General features: G+C 57.7%; 17 protein-coding genes. 2 read left to right on the top strand and 15 right to left on the bottom strand.

Going from position 1 to position 20,860, the window contains the following annotated elements; genetic code table 11:
* The first annotated feature begins 35 nt into the window (after positions 1 to 35).
* Positions 36 to 2,645: a bifunctional lysylphosphatidylglycerol flippase/synthetase MprF gene (gene mprF, locus AC2FJB_RS05275; RefSeq protein WP_496717335.1), complete on the top strand. Its 2,610-nt coding sequence runs from the start codon at positions 36 to 38 to the stop codon at positions 2,643 to 2,645.
* A gap of 3 nt (positions 2,646 to 2,648) precedes the next feature.
* Here mprF and AC2FJB_RS05270 read toward each other — a convergent pair whose 3' ends face one another.
* The 6 genes from AC2FJB_RS05270 to AC2FJB_RS05245 form a co-directional block, all read right to left on the bottom strand.
* Positions 2,649 to 4,199, bottom strand: a complete 1,551-nt coding sequence (locus tag AC2FJB_RS05270; protein ID WP_496671802.1) for an efflux transporter outer membrane subunit — start codon at positions 4,197 to 4,199, stop codon at positions 2,649 to 2,651.
* An 11-nt stretch (positions 4,200 to 4,210) separates the two neighbouring features.
* Positions 4,211 to 5,356 carry an HlyD family secretion protein gene (locus tag AC2FJB_RS05265; protein WP_496717336.1) on the bottom strand — a complete coding sequence of 382 codons (1,146 nt, stop codon included), beginning with the start codon at positions 5,354 to 5,356 and terminating at the stop codon, positions 4,211 to 4,213.
* A 21-nt stretch (positions 5,357 to 5,377) separates the two neighbouring features.
* Complete coding sequence (locus tag AC2FJB_RS05260; RefSeq protein WP_496717337.1) at positions 5,378 to 5,740, bottom strand: DUF3302 domain-containing protein; 363 nt, start codon at positions 5,738 to 5,740, stop codon at positions 5,378 to 5,380.
* Between the two features lie 35 nt (positions 5,741 to 5,775).
* Positions 5,776 to 6,345, bottom strand: a complete 570-nt coding sequence (locus AC2FJB_RS05255) for a disulfide bond formation protein B (RefSeq protein WP_496717338.1) — start codon at positions 6,343 to 6,345, stop codon at positions 5,776 to 5,778.
* 10 nt (positions 6,346 to 6,355) lie between these two features.
* Complete coding sequence (locus AC2FJB_RS05250; protein WP_162896778.1) at positions 6,356 to 6,511, bottom strand: DUF5993 family protein; 156 nt, start codon at positions 6,509 to 6,511, stop codon at positions 6,356 to 6,358.
* Between the two features lie 109 nt (positions 6,512 to 6,620).
* Positions 6,621 to 7,382 carry a DeoR/GlpR family DNA-binding transcription regulator gene (locus tag AC2FJB_RS05245; protein WP_496717340.1) on the bottom strand — a complete coding sequence of 254 codons (762 nt, stop codon included), beginning with the start codon at positions 7,380 to 7,382 and terminating at the stop codon, positions 6,621 to 6,623.
* Between the two features lie 180 nt (positions 7,383 to 7,562).
* Between AC2FJB_RS05245 and glpD the strand changes: the two genes are divergently transcribed.
* On the top strand, positions 7,563 to 9,146 hold the full coding sequence (glpD, locus tag AC2FJB_RS05240) for a glycerol-3-phosphate dehydrogenase (protein WP_496717342.1): 1,584 nt from the start codon (positions 7,563 to 7,565) through the stop codon (positions 9,144 to 9,146).
* 75 nt (positions 9,147 to 9,221) lie between these two features.
* On the opposite strand, the gene AC2FJB_RS05235 is transcribed toward glpD, so the two are convergent.
* From AC2FJB_RS05235 to AC2FJB_RS05195, 9 genes are all read right to left on the bottom strand, one after another.
* Positions 9,222 to 12,359 (bottom strand): efflux RND transporter permease subunit, encoded by a 3,138-nt coding sequence (locus tag AC2FJB_RS05235; RefSeq protein WP_117869228.1) that lies wholly within the window; start codon positions 12,357 to 12,359, stop codon positions 9,222 to 9,224.
* A gap of 3 nt (positions 12,360 to 12,362) precedes the next feature.
* Positions 12,363 to 13,463, bottom strand: a complete 1,101-nt coding sequence (locus AC2FJB_RS05230; protein ID WP_371415307.1) for an efflux RND transporter periplasmic adaptor subunit — start codon at positions 13,461 to 13,463, stop codon at positions 12,363 to 12,365.
* Positions 13,464 to 13,765: 302 nt separating this feature from the next.
* Positions 13,766 to 15,511 (bottom strand): methionine--tRNA ligase, encoded by a 1,746-nt coding sequence (gene metG / locus AC2FJB_RS05225; protein WP_496717343.1) that lies wholly within the window; start codon positions 15,509 to 15,511, stop codon positions 13,766 to 13,768.
* A gap of 257 nt (positions 15,512 to 15,768) precedes the next feature.
* On the bottom strand, positions 15,769 to 16,998 hold the full coding sequence (locus tag AC2FJB_RS05220; RefSeq protein ID WP_117869224.1) for an MFS transporter: 1,230 nt from the start codon (positions 16,996 to 16,998) through the stop codon (positions 15,769 to 15,771).
* Between the two features lie 80 nt (positions 16,999 to 17,078).
* Entirely contained in the window at positions 17,079 to 17,675 is a 597-nt protein-coding gene (locus AC2FJB_RS05215; RefSeq protein WP_496671823.1) for a YceI family protein, read from the bottom strand.
* Positions 17,672 to 18,886: an MFS transporter gene (locus AC2FJB_RS05210; RefSeq protein WP_496717345.1), complete on the bottom strand. Its 1,215-nt coding sequence runs from the start codon at positions 18,884 to 18,886 to the stop codon at positions 17,672 to 17,674. Before AC2FJB_RS05210 ends, AC2FJB_RS05215 begins: the two co-directional genes overlap by 4 nt.
* 62 nt (positions 18,887 to 18,948) lie before the next feature.
* The gene (locus AC2FJB_RS05205) at positions 18,949 to 19,569 is read right to left on the bottom strand and encodes an ImuA family protein (protein WP_496717346.1); all 621 of its coding nucleotides are present in this window, start codon (positions 19,567 to 19,569) and stop codon (positions 18,949 to 18,951) included.
* A 48-nt stretch (positions 19,570 to 19,617) separates the two neighbouring features.
* The gene (locus AC2FJB_RS05200) at positions 19,618 to 20,199 is read right to left on the bottom strand and encodes a retropepsin-like aspartic protease family protein (RefSeq protein ID WP_496717347.1); all 582 of its coding nucleotides are present in this window, start codon (positions 20,197 to 20,199) and stop codon (positions 19,618 to 19,620) included.
* Between the two features lie 42 nt (positions 20,200 to 20,241).
* Positions 20,242 to 20,859, bottom strand: a complete 618-nt coding sequence (locus AC2FJB_RS05195) for a MarC family protein (protein WP_117869219.1) — start codon at positions 20,857 to 20,859, stop codon at positions 20,242 to 20,244.
* Position 20,860: the final 1 nt, after the last annotated feature.

Genomic DNA, 20,860 nt, shown 5'->3' with positions numbered 1-20,860 from the left:
GTATCTGCGATCAGAAACCGGCGGGGACGTGCAGCATGACCAATGCGGAAAGTGACGGTGAACCTCTGGCGGTGCACTGGGTTGAAAAGCTTACGGCCATGTTGGAAAAACCCTGGCTGCGGATCGCGATACCGGTTCTCGTGACTGGGATCGCGCTGACGGTTTTGCATGATTTGTCTACGCATGTGAAATGGTCGGATGTCCAAGCCGATATCGCGACGACGTCGTGGAAACTTATGTTTTTCGCCTTGCTTTGGACTGCGTTCAGTTTTCTTTCGCTATCGCTCTATGATGTGTTTGCCGTGCAGAGTGTGGCAGGCGGCAAAGTGCCTTTGCCTGTAGCCGGATTGGCAGGGGCCAGCGGCTATGCCGTATCGAATTGCCTGGGGTTTTCCTACATCACCGGGACGGCGATCCGGTACCGGATATATGCGTCTTTGGGATTGGATCTGGGGCGGGTGGCCGGGGTTATCGCAACGTCCTGGGTCGCGTTCTGGATGGGGCTTGTTCTGGTTCTGGGTGTGTTGCTGACCGTGCATCCGGACGGAATCTCCAAAGTGATGCCTGTCAGCGAAACGGTGGAAACCGTCATCGGATTGTGCCTTTTGGGGGCATTGGTCGCGATGTTCATATGGTTGTCCAGCGGGGGCAGGCGGTTGGGCTTAGCCGGTATAGGGTTTGATTTGCCAGGCGGCAAACTGGCCAGCTTGCTGACACTGGCCGCTATCGGAGATCTGGTTGGCGCGTCCATGGCGCTCTATGTCCTGATGCCGGACGATCTGGGCGTTGGCTATCCCTATTTCTTCACGATCTACATTGCAGCAATCGCCGTTGGAATCCTTAGCCACGCGCCGGGCGGGCTTGGGGTATTCGAAGCCACGCTGATCGCGGGGCTTGGGGTGTCGGGACGTTCGGATGTGATCGCAGCCTTGTTGTTGTATCGCGTCGTTTACACCTTCTTGCCGTTCGGTATCGCCAGCGTGTCCATTGCGGTCGCGTCCGCACTGACGCAGAGGCACAGGATCGGTGGGGCCGCGACATGGGTCTATCGGGTCATCCGCCCCATCGTTCCTATGGTGGCAGCCGGGATTGCGGCAGTGGCCGGAGTGATCCTGCTGGTGTCCGGAGCGTTGCCAGCGGGCACGCAGAACCTTGGCGTTCTGAGAGAGGTTTTGCCGCTATCGTTTGTCGAGGCATCGCACCTTGCCGGAAGTGCTGTCGGAGTACTGCTTTTGCTGGTGTCTCGCGGTTTGTTTCGAAAGCTCTACCGCGCATGGGTGGTGGCAATGTTGTTGATGGTGGCCGGGTTCTTTGCCTCGCTGGCAAAGGGACTGGACACTCACGAAGCGCTGTCGATGCTGGGTACGATTGGCCTTCTGGCCATGTTCCGCGGGGCGTTCTATCGGGTCAGTGGCGCGTCGATTTTCAGGCTGAATATCCCTTGGCTGATCAGCGTCGTGGTTCTGCTGGCTGTCATCTTCTGGGTCGGTCTGTTCACCTATTCCCACGTCGAGTACCAGAACGCCCTGTGGTGGGAATTTGCCTGGAACGGAGACGCCTCGCGTTTTTTGCGCTCCAGCCTTGTCGTAGCGGTGATCGTGGGGATTGTGGCCGTGAACTCCCTGTTCGGGCGAGAGATTCCGACACCTGTGCGCACGGAAATCCCCGGTGTCGTCGAACGGCTGGTGATGGAGTGCGAGGATACCGAATCCCAAATCTCGCTTACCGGTGACAAACAGTTCCTGATCTCACCGGATGAAACTGCATTCATTGCGTACGCAGACACGGGCAACGCTCTGATCTCGAAGGGAGAGCCGGTCGGCGATGAAGCAGCGGGGCAGCAATTGATCTGGCAGCTCAGGGAAATGGCGGACCGTGAGGGAAAACTGTGTGCCTTCTACAGTGTTTCAACCAAATACCTGCCGACATTTCTGGATTTGGGGCTGTCGATACTGAAGATCGGCGAGGTCGCGCGGGTGCCGCTGAAGGATTTCTCGCTGGATGGAAAGTCGCGCAAGCGGTTCCGGCAGGCCAGAAACCGGGCCGAGCGGGAGGGCTATGTATTCGAGATCATTCCGAAAGAAGACCTGGCCTCGGTTTTGCCGGAATTGCGTGCTATTTCAGATCATTGGCTGGCACAAAAGGCGGGTGCTGAAAAGGGCTTTGCACTTGGGGGATTTGACGATCAGTACCTGTCCTATTTTGATCATGCGATTCTGCGTGACGGTAAAACAGGCAAGATCATGGCCTTTGCCAACCTGTTTCAAGGCGGCAACAAATCCGAGCTGTCACTGGATTTGATGCGCTATGAACCTGATAGTCCAAGCTTTGTCATGGATGCACTTTTTGCGGAAATGATGAATTGGGGATCACAGCAGGGGTTCCACTGGTTCTCGCTGGGTGCTGCGCCGTTCTCGGGGATCGAAAACCGTCAACTTGCATCGCTTTGGAACCGCATCGGCGGCTTTGTCTATGAGCATGGCGAGCAGTTCTATCATTTCGAAGGGCTGCGCGCCTTCAAACAGAAATTCGACCCGGAATGGAGCCCCAACTATCTGGCCAGCCCCGGCGGGTTCGCCGCGCCCCGCATCCTTTACGAGGTCAATATCCTGATCTCGGGCGGTCTGCGCGGGTTGACCAAGTAGCCTCTAGTTCAGACTGGCTCGGGTCGGGGTTTTTTCAAGCAGATCGCCCCAGTCGGTGCGATAGGCCATTTCGGCCAGCACGGTTTCAGGCAGGAACTCTTGGTTTTGACGGATCTGCCATCCGCCGCCCAGACCTTTGTAAACCGCAACCAGATTGCTGGACACCTGCTGCCGCGCTTCGATCAGGTTGGCCTGCGACCGCAATAGCGCGGTCTGCGTGTTCAGAATGCGCGAATAGCTGGCGATGCCGTCCGTGTACTGGCTTATGGCGATATCTGCGGCCTTGCGTGAGGCATCGACGCTTTTCTGATAGAACCCAACCTGTTTTCGCGCTTGCGTATAGGCGACCATCGCGCTTTCCACTTCGGAATACGCGGTCAGAACGGTGTTCTGGTAATTGGCAATCAGCGCTTGATATGCCGCATCCTGCGCGCGGACGTTGTTCTTGATGCGACCATAATTAAGCACGTTCCAGACCACGCCAGCACTCGCCAGACCGGTGGTGCTGTTGCCGCTGAACAGATCGCGCCCGCCCGATGCCTGCAAACCGATCGCGCCCGACAGCACGAACTGCGGATACAGGTCAGCCATTGCGATGCCCACTTGTGCCGATTGCGTCGCGGCGGCCAGTTCTGCCGCGCGGACATCCGGGCGGCGGCGCAGCAGTTCTGCCGGCACGCCAACGGCCACATTTGTTCGCGCAGACGGGATACGACCGGAATTCCCAAGAAGACTTGTCATCCGGGATGGCGTGGTCCCCAGCAGCACGGCCAAAGCATTCTTGGTCTGTTGCAGGTCACTTTCCAGCTCGGGTACCAAGGCCTTGGTATTGTTGAGCAGGGCTGTGGATTCCTGAACGTCCAGCTCGGTCGTGACTCCGTTGTTGAATCGCAGCTGGGTCAGGTCCGCCGATTCCTGCTGCAATTTGATGTTTTCCCGGGCTACTGCCAAAGATTCCTGCAACGCGCGAATATTGACGTAGAGCGCGGCGACGTCGCCGGTCAGTGTCACCAATGCGTCATCATAGTTTGCGACCTGCAAGGCCAGATTTGACCGAGCCGCCTGAACACCGCGCCGCTGCGCGCCCCAGACATCCAGTTCCCACTGGGCATCGAACCCAACCTGCGACGTCGAGAATTCGGTATCTAGGGGGATGATCCGGTTGATATCGGCAACAGGCCCTAGGTTATTGCTGATTTGCCGTCGCTGCAATGACCCGCCGATGGCCTGAGATTGCGGGTACAATTCGCCGAAAGCAATCCCCAACTGTGCCCGCGCTTGCAGCACCCGTGCCCCCGCGACCTGAAGCGTCAGGTTTTGGGCATAGGCCTCGGCAATCAGCCGGTTGAGGGTCGGGTCATTGAATGTCTCCCACCATTTAACCACGGGTGCGCTGCGCGATGTCAGGCCGCCTTGGCCGGCGCTGGGTGTGTTGACCTCGATCCATTGTTTCACGACCGGAGAGTTCGGCCGCACGAAATCGGGCCCCACGGGCGTGCAGGCCGCCAAAGTGGCGGCGCAAAGTGCGGTTCCCATCAACCGGCGGAGTGTCATGACGCGCATCCTCAGATATCCAGCGGTCGGATGAAGTTGGCGAAGGAATAGAGACGGATGTTGATGCGTCTCAGGAACTCAAAGCTTTTGCCCTGTCCGGTGTAGATCGCCACTGCGGCGTGGCCACCCGCTGGGAAAGTGTGCCCTTCAGGGACATCGACGGTGATCTGCACAGCAATTCGACCAGGCAGTTTTGGCAGTTCAAAGCCGGGCAGGCGGCCTGACGGGATCAGTTGCCCTTGGCGTGTAGCCCACCAGATCGCCTCGACCTTGCCGGTCAGGATTTCACCCGGGTAAAGATCCAGCGCCACCTCGACCTCTTGCCCCGGTTCCACGAATTTCAGGTTTTGCTGGCGGTAGGTCGCAAGAATGTAGGGGCTGTCTTCGGTCACGAAACTGGCAATCGCGCCCAGTCGAACATCGCCGACGACCAGCCCGGGGCGCGCTTGCTGCGAAACGATCATGCCGTTTTCTGGTGCGTAGATCGTTGTGTTTTCGAGGAAATATCTGGCCTCAGCCAATTGCGCCTGGGCCTGAAGAATACCCGTGTTCACACCGTCTATCTGGGATTCCACAGCCAACTGTGCTTTTTCCAGATTTGCCTCGGCCTGTTTGACGGCGGCAAGGTCTTCTGTCACCTGCTCGTTCCAGCGGTCCAGATCGTCTTGCCGCGCTCCACCGGCGGGCACGAGAGTTTCATAGCGTGCTTGCTGAGTCTGCGCGTAGGCCAATTGCGCGTTTGCACGTTCAACTGCTTCGGTCGACGCGATCACATCCTGTTCCAGAATTTTGGCATTCTGTTCGGCGGCGACCAACTGCGCCTGCGCACTGTTCACCGCCAGTGAAAACACCGTGTCATCAAAGCGGTAGAGCGGATCGCCCTTGGTGACCGGTGTATTGGGTTCCACAAGTACCTCGGTCAGGATCGTTGGCTGTGTCAGCTTTGGGATGATCTGTATGGTCGAACGCACCACATGGCTGTCGACCGAGAAGGGCTGGAAGAACCGCAATGCGACCAGAAAGATCAGCAGCAGATGCGCACCGACCCAGAAGGACACAATGCCCCAGGCAATGTTGAATTTCAGCAATTCCAACTTGAAGAAGATAAGCCAGACAAAAATGATGTAGAAAAGCGTAATGCCGAGGGCGACGAACATGTTTGGTTGTTTCCTTCAGCCTTAGCTTCGCTGCGTGTCGTCTGTGTCCAGACGATCTTGATACTCTGGCCTGACGTCGCCACCCAAACGTTTTATTTCATCGCGAATGGCATCCTTTTCCTCGTCAGGACCGCGACGAATATCGACTGTGACACCATCATGGAACGCCCACATGAAGGCATGGACCCACGGAACCACGGCCAGAAATCCCATCCATCCCATGATCTTGACGGCTTCGGCATGGGGATGATTGCGTTTGATGGCGATCCGCCCCGGAAGACCCATGAGGAACAGAAACAACGCCATCACCGCTGCCAGCAGCAGGATGAGTGCCACGAAAGTGAGGTAGTCGTAATAGCCAAGCGGCTGTCCCAGTAGTCCCATGCTCGTGCCTCCTTTTGGGGAAGGTTAAGGTATCTTCAGTTGCCTGCGTCCATTTCGTCAATCACCTTGTAGCTTGTCGGCGGGTCGGCGCAGATACCCGGTCCGCATTCCAACAAGGCCGATCCGGCATTCAGCACTGCCAGCGCCAGCATGACGAAAAATGCGATTTTGGCCAGAGTATTTCCGCCGAACTTTGGCCCCTGACTTGAAGGGTCCGCGTATTGGCGATCAAACAACAGCATGATCGAAGTGCCCAGCAAAACAAGGAAAAAGGCGATTCCGGCCCAAGTATAATAGTGCAGCCCCAGAATAGGAGAACCGTAGTGCCCGGTTCCGGGCACGATATGCAGAAGAATTTGCCGGATCGAGACACTGCCGCCATATAAGGCCGCAATCAGCATGATGGCGTAATGTTGCGGTCGCGCGCCGTAGAGCAGGTTCAAACCAATTCCTACGCCGACGGCGACAAGTCCGACGCGCTGCAGCAGGCAAAGCGGGCAGGGCAGTTCGTAAAGGACGACTTGATAGAAAAATGCCAACGCGAGAACCAGACAGACGGCCAGCATTCCTATCGCGTTGAGGGTGCGGGACAATTCAGGTGTCATGGCAAGCCCCTCAGAGTTGAATTGTCAGCTGGGTGGTGGCGTGGAATTTCAGCCAATACACACACAGGGCCAACGTGGCGAAAAACAGCACGTTGCCAGCCTTTGTCAGATTGAAATAGTTAAGCGCCATCGTGGCGGTAAGTAATGCAAATAAAAGCGCAATCATGGCCCGGTACTCCCCTCCCGTGCACAATTCCTTGTACAATGGATAGTGTCAGGCCAGTTCCCGTCTGGCAAGCCGCGCGACCCGCCGGAGCGTTGAAAGGTGCTATTGCTTAACCGCAGACAACAACGTTTGTTTGCCATTCGCGACAGCGCTGCGGCAGGGTGCCGGGCAGGGGCGCGTCGGTATAGACCGCGTCAAGTTCGGCCATCGAAGCTATGCGTGCCGGGGCCGAGCGTTGGAACTTTGAGTGATCGGCCACCAGAAAAGTACGGCGGGCCTGATCGATAATGGTCTGGCTGACCTGAACTTCCTGAAAGTCGAAGTCCAAAAGATCTCCGTCTGTATCCAGTGCTGAGCACCCGATGACGGCGAGATCGAATTTGAAGTGCCGGATGGTCGACACGGTCAGGGTGCCGATCAGACCGCCGTCTGTTCGACGCAGGACGCCACCGGCCATGACGATTTCACAGTCGGAGTTTTCAATCAGTATGTTTGCAACGTTCATATTGTTCGTCACCACCATCAGGTTTTTGTGGTTCAGCAATTGTCTTGCCACGGCCTCGGTCGAAGTTCCGATGTTCATGAAAACCGACGCACCGTCTGGGATTTCGGCCGCGCAGGCCTGCGCGATGCGGGTCTTGGCGTCAGCGTTCAAGGCACGGCGGTCTTCGTATCCGATATTTGAGACGCCTGATCGCAGAACCGCACCGCCATGAACCCGGTCCAGTTTGCCCGCATCTGCAAGCTCTGTCAGGTCGCGTCGGATTGTCTGGACGGTGACACCAAAGCGTTCGGCCAGGCCGTCGACTGTAACGCGTCCTTCGGCGCTGGCGATTTCCAAGATGTCGGATTGGCGAAAAGACAGGGACATGAGCGGTTCCGGCGCAGAAGATACGTTTTCGTTTTTGTTCTTTTTGTTGGTTTTGGCAAGACAACTTGCTTGCAATACATACCAGCGTTGCAAAAAGAAAAAAAACGAACATAAACATTGACGAAGCGAAGGGTGTTCTGGCTAATGCCCGTAACCGTGTTTCGCAGGGAATCAATGGATATGCAGTCGACGGACACCCAGATCACAGACCTTTTCGTCATTGGCGGCGGGATCAACGGTTGCGGCATCGCACGGGATGCTGCCGGACGGGGTCTTTCAGTAACATTGGCCGAGATGAACGATCTGGCTTCGGCGACATCGTCAGCCTCGACCAAGCTGTTTCATGGCGGGTTGCGGTATCTGGAGTATTTCGAGATCCGTCTGGTGCGCGAAGCCCTGATCGAACGCGAAACCTTGCTGCGCGCGATGCCGCATATCAGCTGGCCGATGCGCTTTGTGCTGCCGTACCACAAGGACATGCGGTTCGATTCGGAAACGCCGACCTCTCGGCTGCTCAGCACGGTCATGCCGTGGATGCGGGGGCGGCGTCCGGCCTGGCTGATCCGGTTGGGTCTGTTCATGTATGACAATCTGGGCGGGCGCAAAATCTTGCCGGGTACGACGTCGTTGAACTTGCGCTCGGCACCAGAGGGCGCCCCTCTGCAGGACAAGTTTGAAACAGCTTATGAATACTCTGACTGCTGGATCGAAGACGCGCGACTGGTGGTCTTGAATGCGCGGGATGCCGAAGCACGCGGCGCGCAGATCATGGTCCGAACCGAAGTGACCTCGGCCGAGAGGGTTGGTGATCTTTGGGAAGTGTCCATTCGGGATCGAAGCAGCGGTGAAACCCGTTTGGTCCGGGCCAAAATGCTGATCAATGCAGGCGGACCCTGGGTGGGCGACATCATTCAAACCAAGATTCGTGTGAACTCTCGCGAGGGCGTGCGGCTTGTGCGGGGCAGTCATATCGTGACGCCCAGGCTTTACGATCACGACAAGTGCTACTTTTTCCAGGGTGAAGATGGCCGCATCATTTTCGCCATTCCGTACGAGCAGGATTTTACCCTGATCGGAACAACGGATCAGGACCATCCGGACCCGGCCACGAAACCGGTCTGCACCGAGGCCGAGCAGGATTACCTGTGCGCCTTCGCGTCCAAATACTTCAAACGTGCCGTGACCCGCGACGATGTCGTTTGGACCTATTCCGGCGTACGGCCTCTTTATGATGACGGAGCAAACAGTGCCACTGCTGCGACACGGGATTACACGTTGAAAGTCGATGCGCAGGGCGGGGCACCTGTTTTGAATGTGTTTGGCGGCAAGATCACAACCTATCGCAGGCTTGCAGAAAGCGCGCTCGAAAAGGTTGGTGAGTTTTTCCCGAACCTGCCCGGCCCCTGGACCGCTGGTGTCGCACTTCCGGGGGGTGATTTTCCGGTGGATGCTGTCGAAACCCTGAAAGGCGATCTTTTGACGGCCTTCCCCTTTTTGACCGAAACCTGGGCTGCCCGCTTGATCAGAGCTTACGGGACAGAAGCACGGGACGTTTTGGGAGATGCGAAACAGGTATCCGATCTGGGAGAGGACTTTGGCGCAACTCTGACCGCGCGAGAGGTCGCGTGGCTGATGGACAAGGAATATGCCCGCACAGCCGAAGATGTGGTTTGGCGCCGCAACAAATTGGGCTTGCGGCTGACGCCCGAGCAGATTGCGCGGATCGATCAATGGATGTCCGCACGGTCTGAGGATGAAAGCTAGCTTTAAAACGCCTGAAACCTATCAGCGGAATTGCAAAAAAAGCCCCACCAGTTCTGGTGGGGCTTTTTTGTGTAGTCAGGCGGCTTCTTCAGAAGGGTCGGGCTCCTTCTTGCTGCCCTTCAACCATTCTCGCAAGCCCTGCATCAGGGCGTAGAGCACGGGCACCACGATCACACCAACCAGCGTCGCGGCCAGCATCCCGCCGAACACTGCGACACCAATCGCTTTCTGGCTGGCGGCGCCGGCTCCGTTGGCGGCCAGCAGTGGTACAACACCGAGGAGGAAGGACAAGGCAGTCATCATCACGGCGCGGAAACGCTGATGCGCAGCCTCTGCGGCGGCCTCTTTAATAGACAACCCCTTGGCGCGTTGCTCCATGGCGAATTCGACGATAAGAATACCGTTCTTCGAGGCCAGCCCCACAAGCATGATCATACCGATCTGCGTATAGAGGTTGATGTCACTGCCCACGATCGCCACCGCCGCCACGGCACCAAACAGGGCCACAACAACGGAAAGCAGGATTGAAACAGGTAAGGTCCAGCTTTCGTACTGACCCACCAGGAACAAGTAACCGAACAGGATGGCAAGCCCGAGGATGATAATCACCAGACTGCCCGAGGCCAGCTGTTGCTGTGCTGTCCCTGTCCATTCGAACGAATAGCCCGGGGGCAGGGCGGTTGCGGATTCTTCCGTCATCACGTTGATTGCGTCGCCGCTGGACAAGCCGGGTGCTGGTACCGCCGTCACCGTGGCAGACCGGAACAGGTTGTGGCGCTTCAGCAGAACCGGACCCAACACGTTTTCCACGTCGATCAGTGTCCCTAACGGCACCATGTCGCCGTTTTGAGAACGGACATAGAGGTTCGCGATATCCTCGACATTGTCCCGATAAGTGCCATCAGCCTGAATCATCACGCGGTAGACGCGGCCGAACAGGTTGAAGTCATTGACATAGTACGACCCCAGTTGTGCCTGCATGGTCTGAAAAATCTCGGCGACCGAGACATTCAGCGTTTTGGCCTTTTCGCGGTCCAGATCAACGAACAGCTGCGGGACGTTGGCGCGGAAGGTTGTATAGGCCTGCCCGATCTCGGGTCTCTGATTGGCCGAATACACGAACGAACCCACGGCCGAGGCCAGATCCTGCGGTGTGCCACCGCCGGTTTGCTGAACCTCCATTTCTACGCCCGCGGACATGCCAAGACCCTGGATAGGTGGTGGGTTGAAGGCCAGGATCGAAGCCGCTGATTCACCATTCGCAATCGCCAGTACCTTGGCCAGAATGGCATCAGCGCTCAGATCGTCTTCTTGCCGCTCGCTCCAATTGTCGAGATTGACGAAAATCGCAGCGCCATTGGTGATCGTGCCGTTCAGCATCGAAAAGCCGTTGACAAGAACCGTGCTCGCAACGCCCGGGATTTCGCTTATCTGTTCGTCCAGACGTGCGGTGACCGCCTCTGTCCGTTCCAGAGTGGCAGCATCCGGCAACTGAACATCGACGAACAAGTACCCGTTGTCCTCAAGCGGGATAAACCCGGCAGAGGTATTCGACATGATTGTCCCCGTACCAAAACCAAGACCGACCACGATGGCCAGCGCGATGGCGGGGAAAATCAGCAGTTTGCGTACTATGGCGACATAGCCGTTGCGAACCGTGCCGATGAAACTTTCGAAGACCGCCAGCAGCCCTTTGGGAGGGCCAGATCTGGCACGTAGCACCAAGCCACACAGGGCGGGCGAAAGGGTCAGCGCGTTGATGGATGAGATAACGACAGCGGTCGAGATCGTGACCGCAAATTGGGAATACAACCGCCCCGAGATGCCGGGCATGAACGTCACCGGCACGAACACCGCCAGAAGAACCAAAGTGGTCGCGATGACCGGTCCAGTTATCTGGCCCATGGCTTTTCGGGTCGCTTCAGCCGGAGGCAACCCTTCATCCGCAATAATGCGCTCCACGTTTTCAACAACGACGATGGCGTCGTCCACCACGATACCAATGGCAAGCACCAAGGCGAACAGCGAGATGGTGTTCAGGGACATCCCAAACGCCAGCAGGAAGGCAAAAGTGCCGATCAGGGACACTGGAATTGCCACCGCCGGAATGATCGTTGCGCGCCAACTTCCCAGGAAGACGAACACAACCGAAATAACGAGAATGAAGGTCAGGATCAGAGTCGAGACCACGTCGTTCAAAGAGGCCTCGACAAAGTCGGTCGTGTTGAAGGGTACATCATACTCGACATCCGTCGGGAACGCGCGGGACAGCCGTTCCAATTCGGCCTGCACACGTTCCGATACCGCCAAAGCGTTTGCACCGGGGGCCTGATAGATGCCGATAACCGTGGCAGGAACCGACTGAAAATAGCCCGAAGCCGCATAATATTCTGCGCCAAGCTCAACCCGAGCGATGTCCTTGACGCGGACGATGGCGCCGGCTTCGCCGGTCCGGATAACAATGTCACCGAATTCTTCTGCGGATGTCAGACGGCCTTTGGATTTGATCGTGTATTGAAACGTCTGCCCTTCGGGTACAGGTGGTGCACCGATGGAACCGGCAGACACTTCGATATTCTGTTCCCGGATTGCATTGATTACATCCCCCGGAGTGATGGACAGCGCCGCCATCTTGTCCGGGTCCATCCAGATCCGCATGGCGTATTCAAGGTTGGTCAGAACATCAGCCTTACCAACGCCCTGCACACGCGCCAGCGCATCGCGCAGATTGATCGAGGCATAGTTCGACAGGAACACACTGTCATAGGTCCCATCGGGTGAGGTCAGAGTGACCAGCATCAGCATGTTGGTCGAAGATTTCTGTGTCACGACGCCGGACGAAGTGACCTCGGCTGGCAATGACGACATGGCCTGCGCAACCCGGTTTTGAACGTTGACCGATGCGATGTCAGGATCGGTGCCCACCTCAAAGGTCACATCCAGCGAGTAGGACCCGTTGTCCGACGATCTGGACGTCATATAGATCATGTCGTCCACACCGTTGACCTGCGCCTCAATCGGCGCGGCAACGGTGTTTTCAACGGTTTCGGCGTTTGCACCGGTATATGTGGTTGAGACGTTGACCACCGGTGGCGTGATGTCCGGAAACTGCGCGACCGGCAGAACCAGGTACCCGATGCCGCCCATGATGGTCAGCACCAGTGAGATGACAAGCGCCAGCTTGGGGCGGCTTATGAACAGGGCTGAGAACATCTGTTACTCTCCCGGCTGTTCAGAGGCCACGACCGCGTCAACAGCCACACCGGGGCGGACCCGCTGCAAGCCCTCGACAATGACGCTTTCACCTTCACGCAGTCCGTCCAGCACGATAATCGCAGTACCAAAAGTGTCACCTGTTGTGATGTAGCGTTGTTCAACCATTTGCTTGTCATTAACCACCAGGACAAAATCGCCCCGCTGATCGCGTTGCAAGGCGGCTTGTGGCACCAGAACCTGCAAGGTCGGCTCCAGCGCTTCGATCTGCACATTCACGAAAGCGCCGTCCAGGATCAGCCGGTCCGTATTGTCGAATTGGGCCCGCATTGTGATTGCGCCGGTCAATGGGTCGATACGGTTGTCAACGAATACAATTCTGCCGACTTCATCCATCTCTGTGCCATTGGGCAGGGTGACGTGCACGTTTGGGCTTTGCGGACTATCCGCAAGAGAGGCTGAGTTTTCGCCAACGGTCTGCAAAACCGAGGTAAAGAGCTTTTCGTTCAACGAGAAATTCACGTAGATTGGCGTCTCGCTTACGATATTGACCAGTGGAGGGTTGTTTGGACCAACAACATCGCCAACGCTTGTGGTGATCCTGCCGATACGGCCATCAAATGGTGCGTGGATCTGCGTGTAGCTCAGGTCGAGCTCGGCCTGCCGGATCGCAGCTTTGGCTGCTTTCACCTCTGCCTCTGCGACCAGTTCATTGGCGCGCGCGATGTCGCGTTCCGATTCCGGCGTCGCGTCACGTTTGTAAAGCTCTTCTTTACGCGCCAGATCAACCTTTGCCAGCTCAAGATTCGCTTCCGCCCGGTTCAGATCGGCCTTTCGGGCCTCAAGTGTGGCCTCGTAAAGGTCGGGTTCGATGGTGAACAGCAGGTCGCCTTCATTTACCGTCGCTCCATCTTCGACCTCTCGGCTGTTGAGAAACCCGTTCACGCGCGCCACGATATCGACTTTGTTGATTGCCTCGGCGCGCCCGATGAACGTGGCCTCGTCAGTGATTTCCTCGGTATAGGCTGCGGCTATGGAAACCTTTGGTGGTGCCCCTTCTTCCTGCGCGGTCGCAGGATGCGCCAAACCCAAGGACAACAGCATGAATACGGCGGCCAAATGCCTGCTGGTCTTGTTGGGCGAAATGAATGCTGGGGACATGGCGAAAGCCTCGTTCGATGCAGAAACAAAAGATACCGACCCGGTCGCCAGGGCGACCCGAGTCGGAGGAACTTGATCTCAGGATGACTTTTTTGTGCCGATATCTCAAGCGTGATGAATCTTGAGTCGATCGGGGCCGATGTCAAAAATTTCAGCACTTATGCTGGCTTAGGTCCCGGCGTGGTCATCGGGCCCGAGCGAGAAGGGGGTCGGAATGGCCCCCCTGGTTCTAGGTATCGGATGGTTCAGTCGCGGGTCCCAGCGAATTTCTCCTGCCATTCTTCACGCTGTTCATCCGCTATCTTGGCGAACAGAACGTCGGGCACGGTGAAGTCGTGTCCGGAGGGCAGGGCGTTCAAGGCGACGGCGACATCATCCGGCCAGCTGGTATCCAACGTGTTCATCGCGCTCAGCATACGGGCCGAGGTGTCGGGGATGAACGGCGCGCTGAGAACGGCGTAAAGCCGGATCAGGTTCAGGCCAAGACGTACCTGCGCAGCAGCCCGCTCGGAGTCTTCCTTGAACGTGGACCACGGAGCTGCAGCCTGCAGATATTCATTTCCGGCAACCCAGATTGCCCGTAGCTCCTGCGCGGATTTGCGAACCTCCATCGCCCCCATGTGGCCCTCATAGGCGCGGACGCGTTTGGTGAGTTCTTCGATCAGAGCTTGCTCGCGGGCGTCAAACTCACCGCCTTCGGGCACGGTTTCACCAAATTTCGAACGGCAGAATTTGGTAATCCGGCTGACAAAGTTGCCCAGAACGTCGGCGAGGTCCTTGTTCACCGATTGCTGGAAGTTCTCCCACGTGAACTCACTGTCGCTGCTTTCCGGCGCATGGCTCAGCAGCCACCAGCGCCAATAATCGGCAGGCAGAATGTCCAGTGCCTGATCCATGAACACGCCACGGCCCTGGCTGGTCGAAAACTGGCCGCCGTCATAATTCAGGTAGTTGAACGACTTGATAAAATCCACCAGCTTCCAGCGTTCGGGTGATCCGGTCTCTTCATTATGCGTGTTGGTGCCGAGGATGGTGGCCGGGAACGACAACGTATGGAACGGCACGTTGTCCTTTCCCATGAACTGGACATAGCGCACGTCGTCCGCGCCCTTGTCGGTGCGCCACCAGCGTTCCCAATCCGCGTCTGTCCTGCCGTTGGCGTCAGCCCATTCCTTGGCACAGGCGATGTATTCAATGGGGGCGTCGAACCAGACGTAAAAGACCTTGCCCTCCATCCCCGGCCAATCCTGATCGCCTTTTTTGACCGGCACACCCCAGTCCAGATCGCGGGTGATGCCACGGTCTTGCAAGCCGTCGCCGTCATGCAGCCACTTTTTGGCAATTGACGTGGTCAGGACCGGCCAGTCTGTCTTGCTGTCGATCCACGCATCCAGCTTATCCTTCATCGCGGATTGGCGCAGATACAGGTGCTTGGTTTCACGTATTTCCAGGTCGGTCGACCCGGAAATGGCCGAGCGCGGCTCGATCAGGTCCGTCGGATCCAACTGCTTGGTGCAGTTCTCGCACTGGTCGCCGCGCGCGCGGTCATAGCCGCAATTGGGGCAGGTGCCTTCAATATACCGATCGGGCAAAAAGCGGCCATCAGCGTTGGAATAAACCTGTTTCTCGCTGACTTCGCGGATGAGGCCCGCGTCATCCAGCTTACCCGCAAAATGCTGGGTCAGGCGCTTGTTCTGTTCGCTGGACGAGCGTCCAAAGTGATCGAAGCTGAGCCCAAACCGATTGGCGATATCGGCCTGAATCGCATACATGTCGGCGCAGTACTCGGCCACCGGTTTACCCGCCTTGGCCGCCGCCAGCTCGGCTGGTGTGCCGTGTTCATCCGTGGCGCACAGGAACATGACCTCGTTCCCCCGGCCACGCTGGTAACGTGCATACAAGTCGGCAGGCAATTGCGAGCCGATCAGATTGCCGAGGTGTTTGATCCCGTTGATATAGGGGATCGCCGAGGTGATGAGAATCCGAGCCATGATCCGTTTCCGCGTAACTGTCTGCGCGCCCGTCTACATGATGTGATCGTCCAGCAAAAGCCCGACATTGACCTGCAAGTCAATTTGGACGCCGAATGGTCCGAAAACCGCGCTGCCCCGGCGATCTGGTTCGCGTTCCCGGAACAGTATAACCGCAACGCGTTGAATCTGAGCTGTTCGGACCCGTCCTTGTTTCATGCAAGGCCGACCGAAAAAACCGGGGCAATCACGAAAGGCATACAAAAACCAGCGGGTGTCTAGTTTTTCAAGTTTTCCCGTGACCGTTTGAGAAGGCGACCAATCGTGAATGAGGTACGCGGGGCATAAACATAGTTTGTACGCTCCTCGGGGGTGGGGCGGGACCGCATCCGCGCCAGACCAAATACGATCAGGAAGACATGCCCGAACGCGACGAAGGCAAAAAGGGCCCCGGGACCAAATTTCTGGATCAAAGTCGAGGTAATATAGGGCGATGCAATTGCCCCCAAGGCAAACCAGAACATCAGGGCCGCAGACAGCTCCACCCGTTCCTCAGATGTGGCGAAGTCATTTGCGTGGGCAGAAGAAACCGAGAAGATCGGGAAGGTTGTCAGGCCAAAGAATACCGCCGCCGACATGACCCCGATCGTTCCGGTGCCGCTTGCCGCCATGGTGACGCCGCAACTGAGCACCGCTGCAGCTGACAGCCAGATCAGCACCCAGCGCCTGTCATATTTGTCAGCCAGCCAGCCGACGGGGTATTGTGCAAGCGCACCACCCATTACGAACGAGGCTAGGAAGAATGCGATCTGATCGACGGCAAGGCCGACTTCTTGCCCGTAAACCGGACCCACCATACGGAACGAGGCCGAGCTGACCGCTGCCACGATCACACCCGCCACGGCCAGCGGTGAGCTGCGCCATGCCAGCCCGGGTTTAAGGCGAGGCGCATCAGGTGTTTTGGGCTGGCTTGCTTTGGTCAGTGTCAACGGCAGCAGCGACGCACAACACAAGATCGCAAGCAGGTTATATGAGACATATGAAGCCGGGGGCAGAACGGCGATAATTAACTGGGCGCACAGGGATGCGCCCATATCTGCGATCCGGTACGTGCCCATCGCACGCCCTCGGGTTTCATTGGTGACCTTTGCGTTCAGCCAGGCCTCGATCACCGTGTACGCGCCTGCCACGCAGGTGCCAGAGGCCACACGCAGGGCCGCCCAGATGTATGGGTTTTCAGTCAGCGTATGCCCGATCAAGCCCATTGCACCCAGCGCAGTGCAAACGGCAAATGCACGCGAATGACCAACATTTCCCATCAGACGTGGTGCCCACCAGCAGCCGATGAAAAACCCCAGAAAGTGCGAAGATCCCAATAGGCCGATCTGTTCTGTCGTGAAATTCAGCGTGATGCCCGATATGGCATCGAGAGGTCCGACGCCTCCTGTCGAAAGCTGTAGCAGAATGACCGAAAGAAACAGGGCGGCAAATGAAATGATCGTGCGCATGGTGGTCTCAGATTGGCAGTGTCGCCGCACAATGCGCGCATCAATTCGACTTTAGCGAGTCGTTTTTTGCCAATTGACGATCAGGTCGCGCGGATAATCTCTGCGTGGATGTCCAGGCCGACAGTGTCATGAACCAGGTCAGGATAGCCCGAAGCTCCGAAGTCGTGCCGGTTCAGAGCGCCCTTCAGGCCAATGGTCAGACGGTTCAGATTGTTCTCTGCACTTCCCGCCTGCCGGTACAGATTGGCCTCCAGCGTGATCGGGCGGATCACGCCGCGGACCGTCAGATCACCCGTGATCCGAGCGCCGTCTGATATTCGTCCTTCCGTGCCCAACTGTATGTCCGTTGACACAAACCGGATCGTTGGGTGCTGTTTCGCGTCCAATACGCTGGGGCTGAGCATGGGCATTCGGGCAAAGGGCAGCCGCGTTGTGGCCTTGCTGACGTCCAGTGTCACTGTGACCTGACTGTTCTGCAGGCGACGTGAGTCAATTTGAACTTCGGCGGTCCGGATCGGCATTGTCCCTGACTGAGTCACCCCCGCAAGATCAAAAGTGAACCCGACCCTGGTGCCTTCATCCGACAAGATGTAAGGCCGCAAAGCAGCGTGTGCCGCCTGGGTCAGGGGCAGGGTTGCCAGGCCGGCAAGCAGGCTGCGACGGGTCAGAAGGGTCATGCCATGACCCGTTCTCGTCCGGGGCGGGATCTCCTGAGCAGCATCAGAACGATTGCAATGTTCAGGCCATTCCAAAGAATGCCATTCACGAACGCCAGTTGGTAGTTTCCGGTGAGGTCGTATATCCACCCTGACATCCAGCCGCCGAGTGCCATGCCAAGAATGGTCATCATCATGACGAACCCGACCCGCGCGCCAGCTTCTTGCGGCGGCATGTATTCACGGACAATCAACGCATAGCTGGGCACGATGCCACCCTGTGCCAGGCCAAAGAGCAGGCTGATGGCGTAAAGTGACACCATTCCGTTGTACGGCAGGAACAGGAACAGGGCGATGCATTGCAGAAGAGAACCGATCAAAAGCGTCACGACGCCGCCCAGCCGGTCAGCCAACAGACCCGAGATGATGCGGCTGACAACGCCACCCAATAACATCAGCGACAGCATTTCGGCCCCGACTGCGGGCCCATATCCCAGTCCGACGCAATACGAGACGATATGAACCTGCGGCATCGACATGGCGACGCAACAACCGATCCCGGCCAGGCCCAGAATATATTGCAGCGCGCGTGGTGATACGCCGACACTTCGTGCATTGATTTGGGCGGATGCTGCGGCGGTGCTGTGTGCCTCGACCGGCACCCTGCGGCGTAGCAGCAGCGACAGGGGAATGACGACGATAAGCGTCAGAACGGCGAGCGTCAGATAGACCTGTTGCCATCCGTCCCGAGCCAGAATTCCGGACAGCATGGTGGGCCAGATGGCGCCGGATAGGTAATTCCCGCTTGCCACTAGTGCGACGGCAATACCGCGCCGCTTCACGAACCAATGCGAGATATCGGCGATCAGCGGACCAAACCCAATTGACGTGCCCAGCCCAAGCAGAAGATGCGCCGCGGATAGCAACATTATATTCGGCGCCAGCGTTGCCAGCACATAGCTCAGAGCACTCAAGACGGCTGCTCCGATCAGGGCGCTGGTGACACCCAGCCGGTCCACCAACTGCCCCAACCACATATTACCCAAGGCAAAACCGATCATCGCCAGCGTATACGGCATCGAGGCTTCGGCGCGACCGGCCCCGAATTCGGCTTCAACCGCGGGCATGACCACGATCACCGCCCACATGCCAACATTCGCCACTGTTGCAATGGCGAGCGTGATCAGAAGGCGAAGCCAGGAATAGCGACTGTCATGGATCGGATGGCTCATGCGGTGACGCTAGGGCGCGGCCCGGGGTTTGACCAGTCACTTCTTGCGTGATCCGCGTGGCTTTACGCCGTTGCATCTTCGGTTTCGATCCGTTTCAGATGCAAACCGGCACGGGCGGCGGTCATGGTGGCCTGCCATGTGACCGGGGGCAGGGCACGGGCGCGGCGGCGGGTCAGGGTCCAGAGCCTCGCATCGTCCCGATGGGTGGCAGCCATGTGCCAGCGTGTCTCAACCCCTTGCGCGCCACCATCTCCGGGTGTCAGCAGCAAACCAAGCGGAGCCCGCCCCATCGTACCCCCTTGTTCGGCGGCCAGATGCATCCGGCGTATCGGTGTCAGCCCCGGCGCGCCGGGCAGGTCGCCGACGATCAGCGGAATGGCCCCGCTGCGCAGCGCCTCCTCCAGACACCACAGCAGATCCTCGGCACGGGTGGGCTGAACAAAGATGAACCGGGCCGGGTCGGTAAAGGCCATCATCCCATCGGGGTTTAGCTGGCCAGGTTCCCACGCGGGGGAAATCCACAAGACCGGCCCCTGTGTCTGACTGGCCAGCCACATGGCAAAGCTGCGCCGGGCGGGGCCGCACGCCTCGTGCACACGGCCCAGTTGCAGGGTGATCTGCGGATGGAGGTTTACCCCCGGTGCCTGACGCGCAGGTTTGTGGCCAAGAAGCTGAGTAGACATGCCGAAACATTAGCATGTTCTATTTTTGTTCTCAAGCGATCAGAGCCGCTAACGAGACAAGATCAGCTTGCCATCTACGAACTGAATGCTTGAGAAACGATGCAGGTATTCCATCCCCAAAAGCGATTTATCCAGCTCGCCCTCATTGACCCAGGCCGATACGTTCTGATCGGTAATTGGCCCTACGGTCAGGGTCTCAAGCCGCACCGGCGCGGTGCGCACCTCTCCGTTGGCGGTCAAGGCGCGTCCGAAATAGTTCAACTGATCAGGATCGATACCAACGCGCGCAGCGTCCTGAGCGCTGAGCACGATCTGGCTGGCGCCGGTGTCGACAAGAAAGCTGATCGGCTCATCATTCACCAAAACCGGCAAATAGTAGTGACCGTCATAGGCACGGGGCACCTCGATCGTTTGACCGGTAACGGTCATCTGCGGGGCAGGCCCAACCGAGGACCGGATGTCCTCCCACAATCCAACAACGGCAATGACACCAACAAAAATGAACACCCAGGCCATCGCCTGCTGCAATGTTTTGTTCAGGGACTGGCGGTTTTGCGAAACGAACCAGAACGCGATCGCCAGCCCGAGCACGACCAGATAGACCAGTTGTCCGATATCGATGCTGTCCACAGGGTTCACCCCACTCAAGTTACGCGCATTGTATATGGGGATTTAAGACGCAAATCCAAAGGCCTTGAGGCCATCAAGAATGAATTGAACAGACAGGGCCGCAAGCAACATACCCAGTAGTCGCGTCAATACGTTCAACCCGGTTTTGCCCAAAACCCGTGCGACAGCGCCGGATGTCAGATACATCACGAAGACCATCGCCAGAACAACGAGCATGACGCCGATGACAACGGCAAGGCCCTGAATGCCGGGTTGCTGGCCCGCAAGCAGAATCATCGTTGCAATCGAGCCGGGGCCTGCAATCAGTGGAATGCCCAGGGGAAAAACGGACGGGTCTGGATGTTCCTCTTCCTCGGCGCTGCTTTCGCGTCGCTTGGTGCGGCGTTCAAACAGCATATCCAGCGCGGTTAGGAACAGCAGGACGCCTCCTGCGACGCGGAACGCCTCCATCGAAATGCCAACAAACCCCAGAAGGGCTTCGCCAAAGGCGGCAAACAGGGCCAGGATAAAGCCTGCTGTCAGGCAGGCCCGAACCGCGATGGAGCGGCGCGTATGCCAGTCCATGCCCTGTGTCAGAGCCACGAAGATCGGAGTTTGCGCGGGCGGGTCAAGGACCACGAAAAGCGTTGTGAACGCGGTAATCAGGAATGCGCTGTCCATT

The organism is Ruegeria sp. CDSC085, assembly GCF_059610465.1.
The sequence above is the reverse complement of the archived record's forward strand: the minus strand, read 5'-3'. Positions and strand labels throughout refer to the sequence as shown.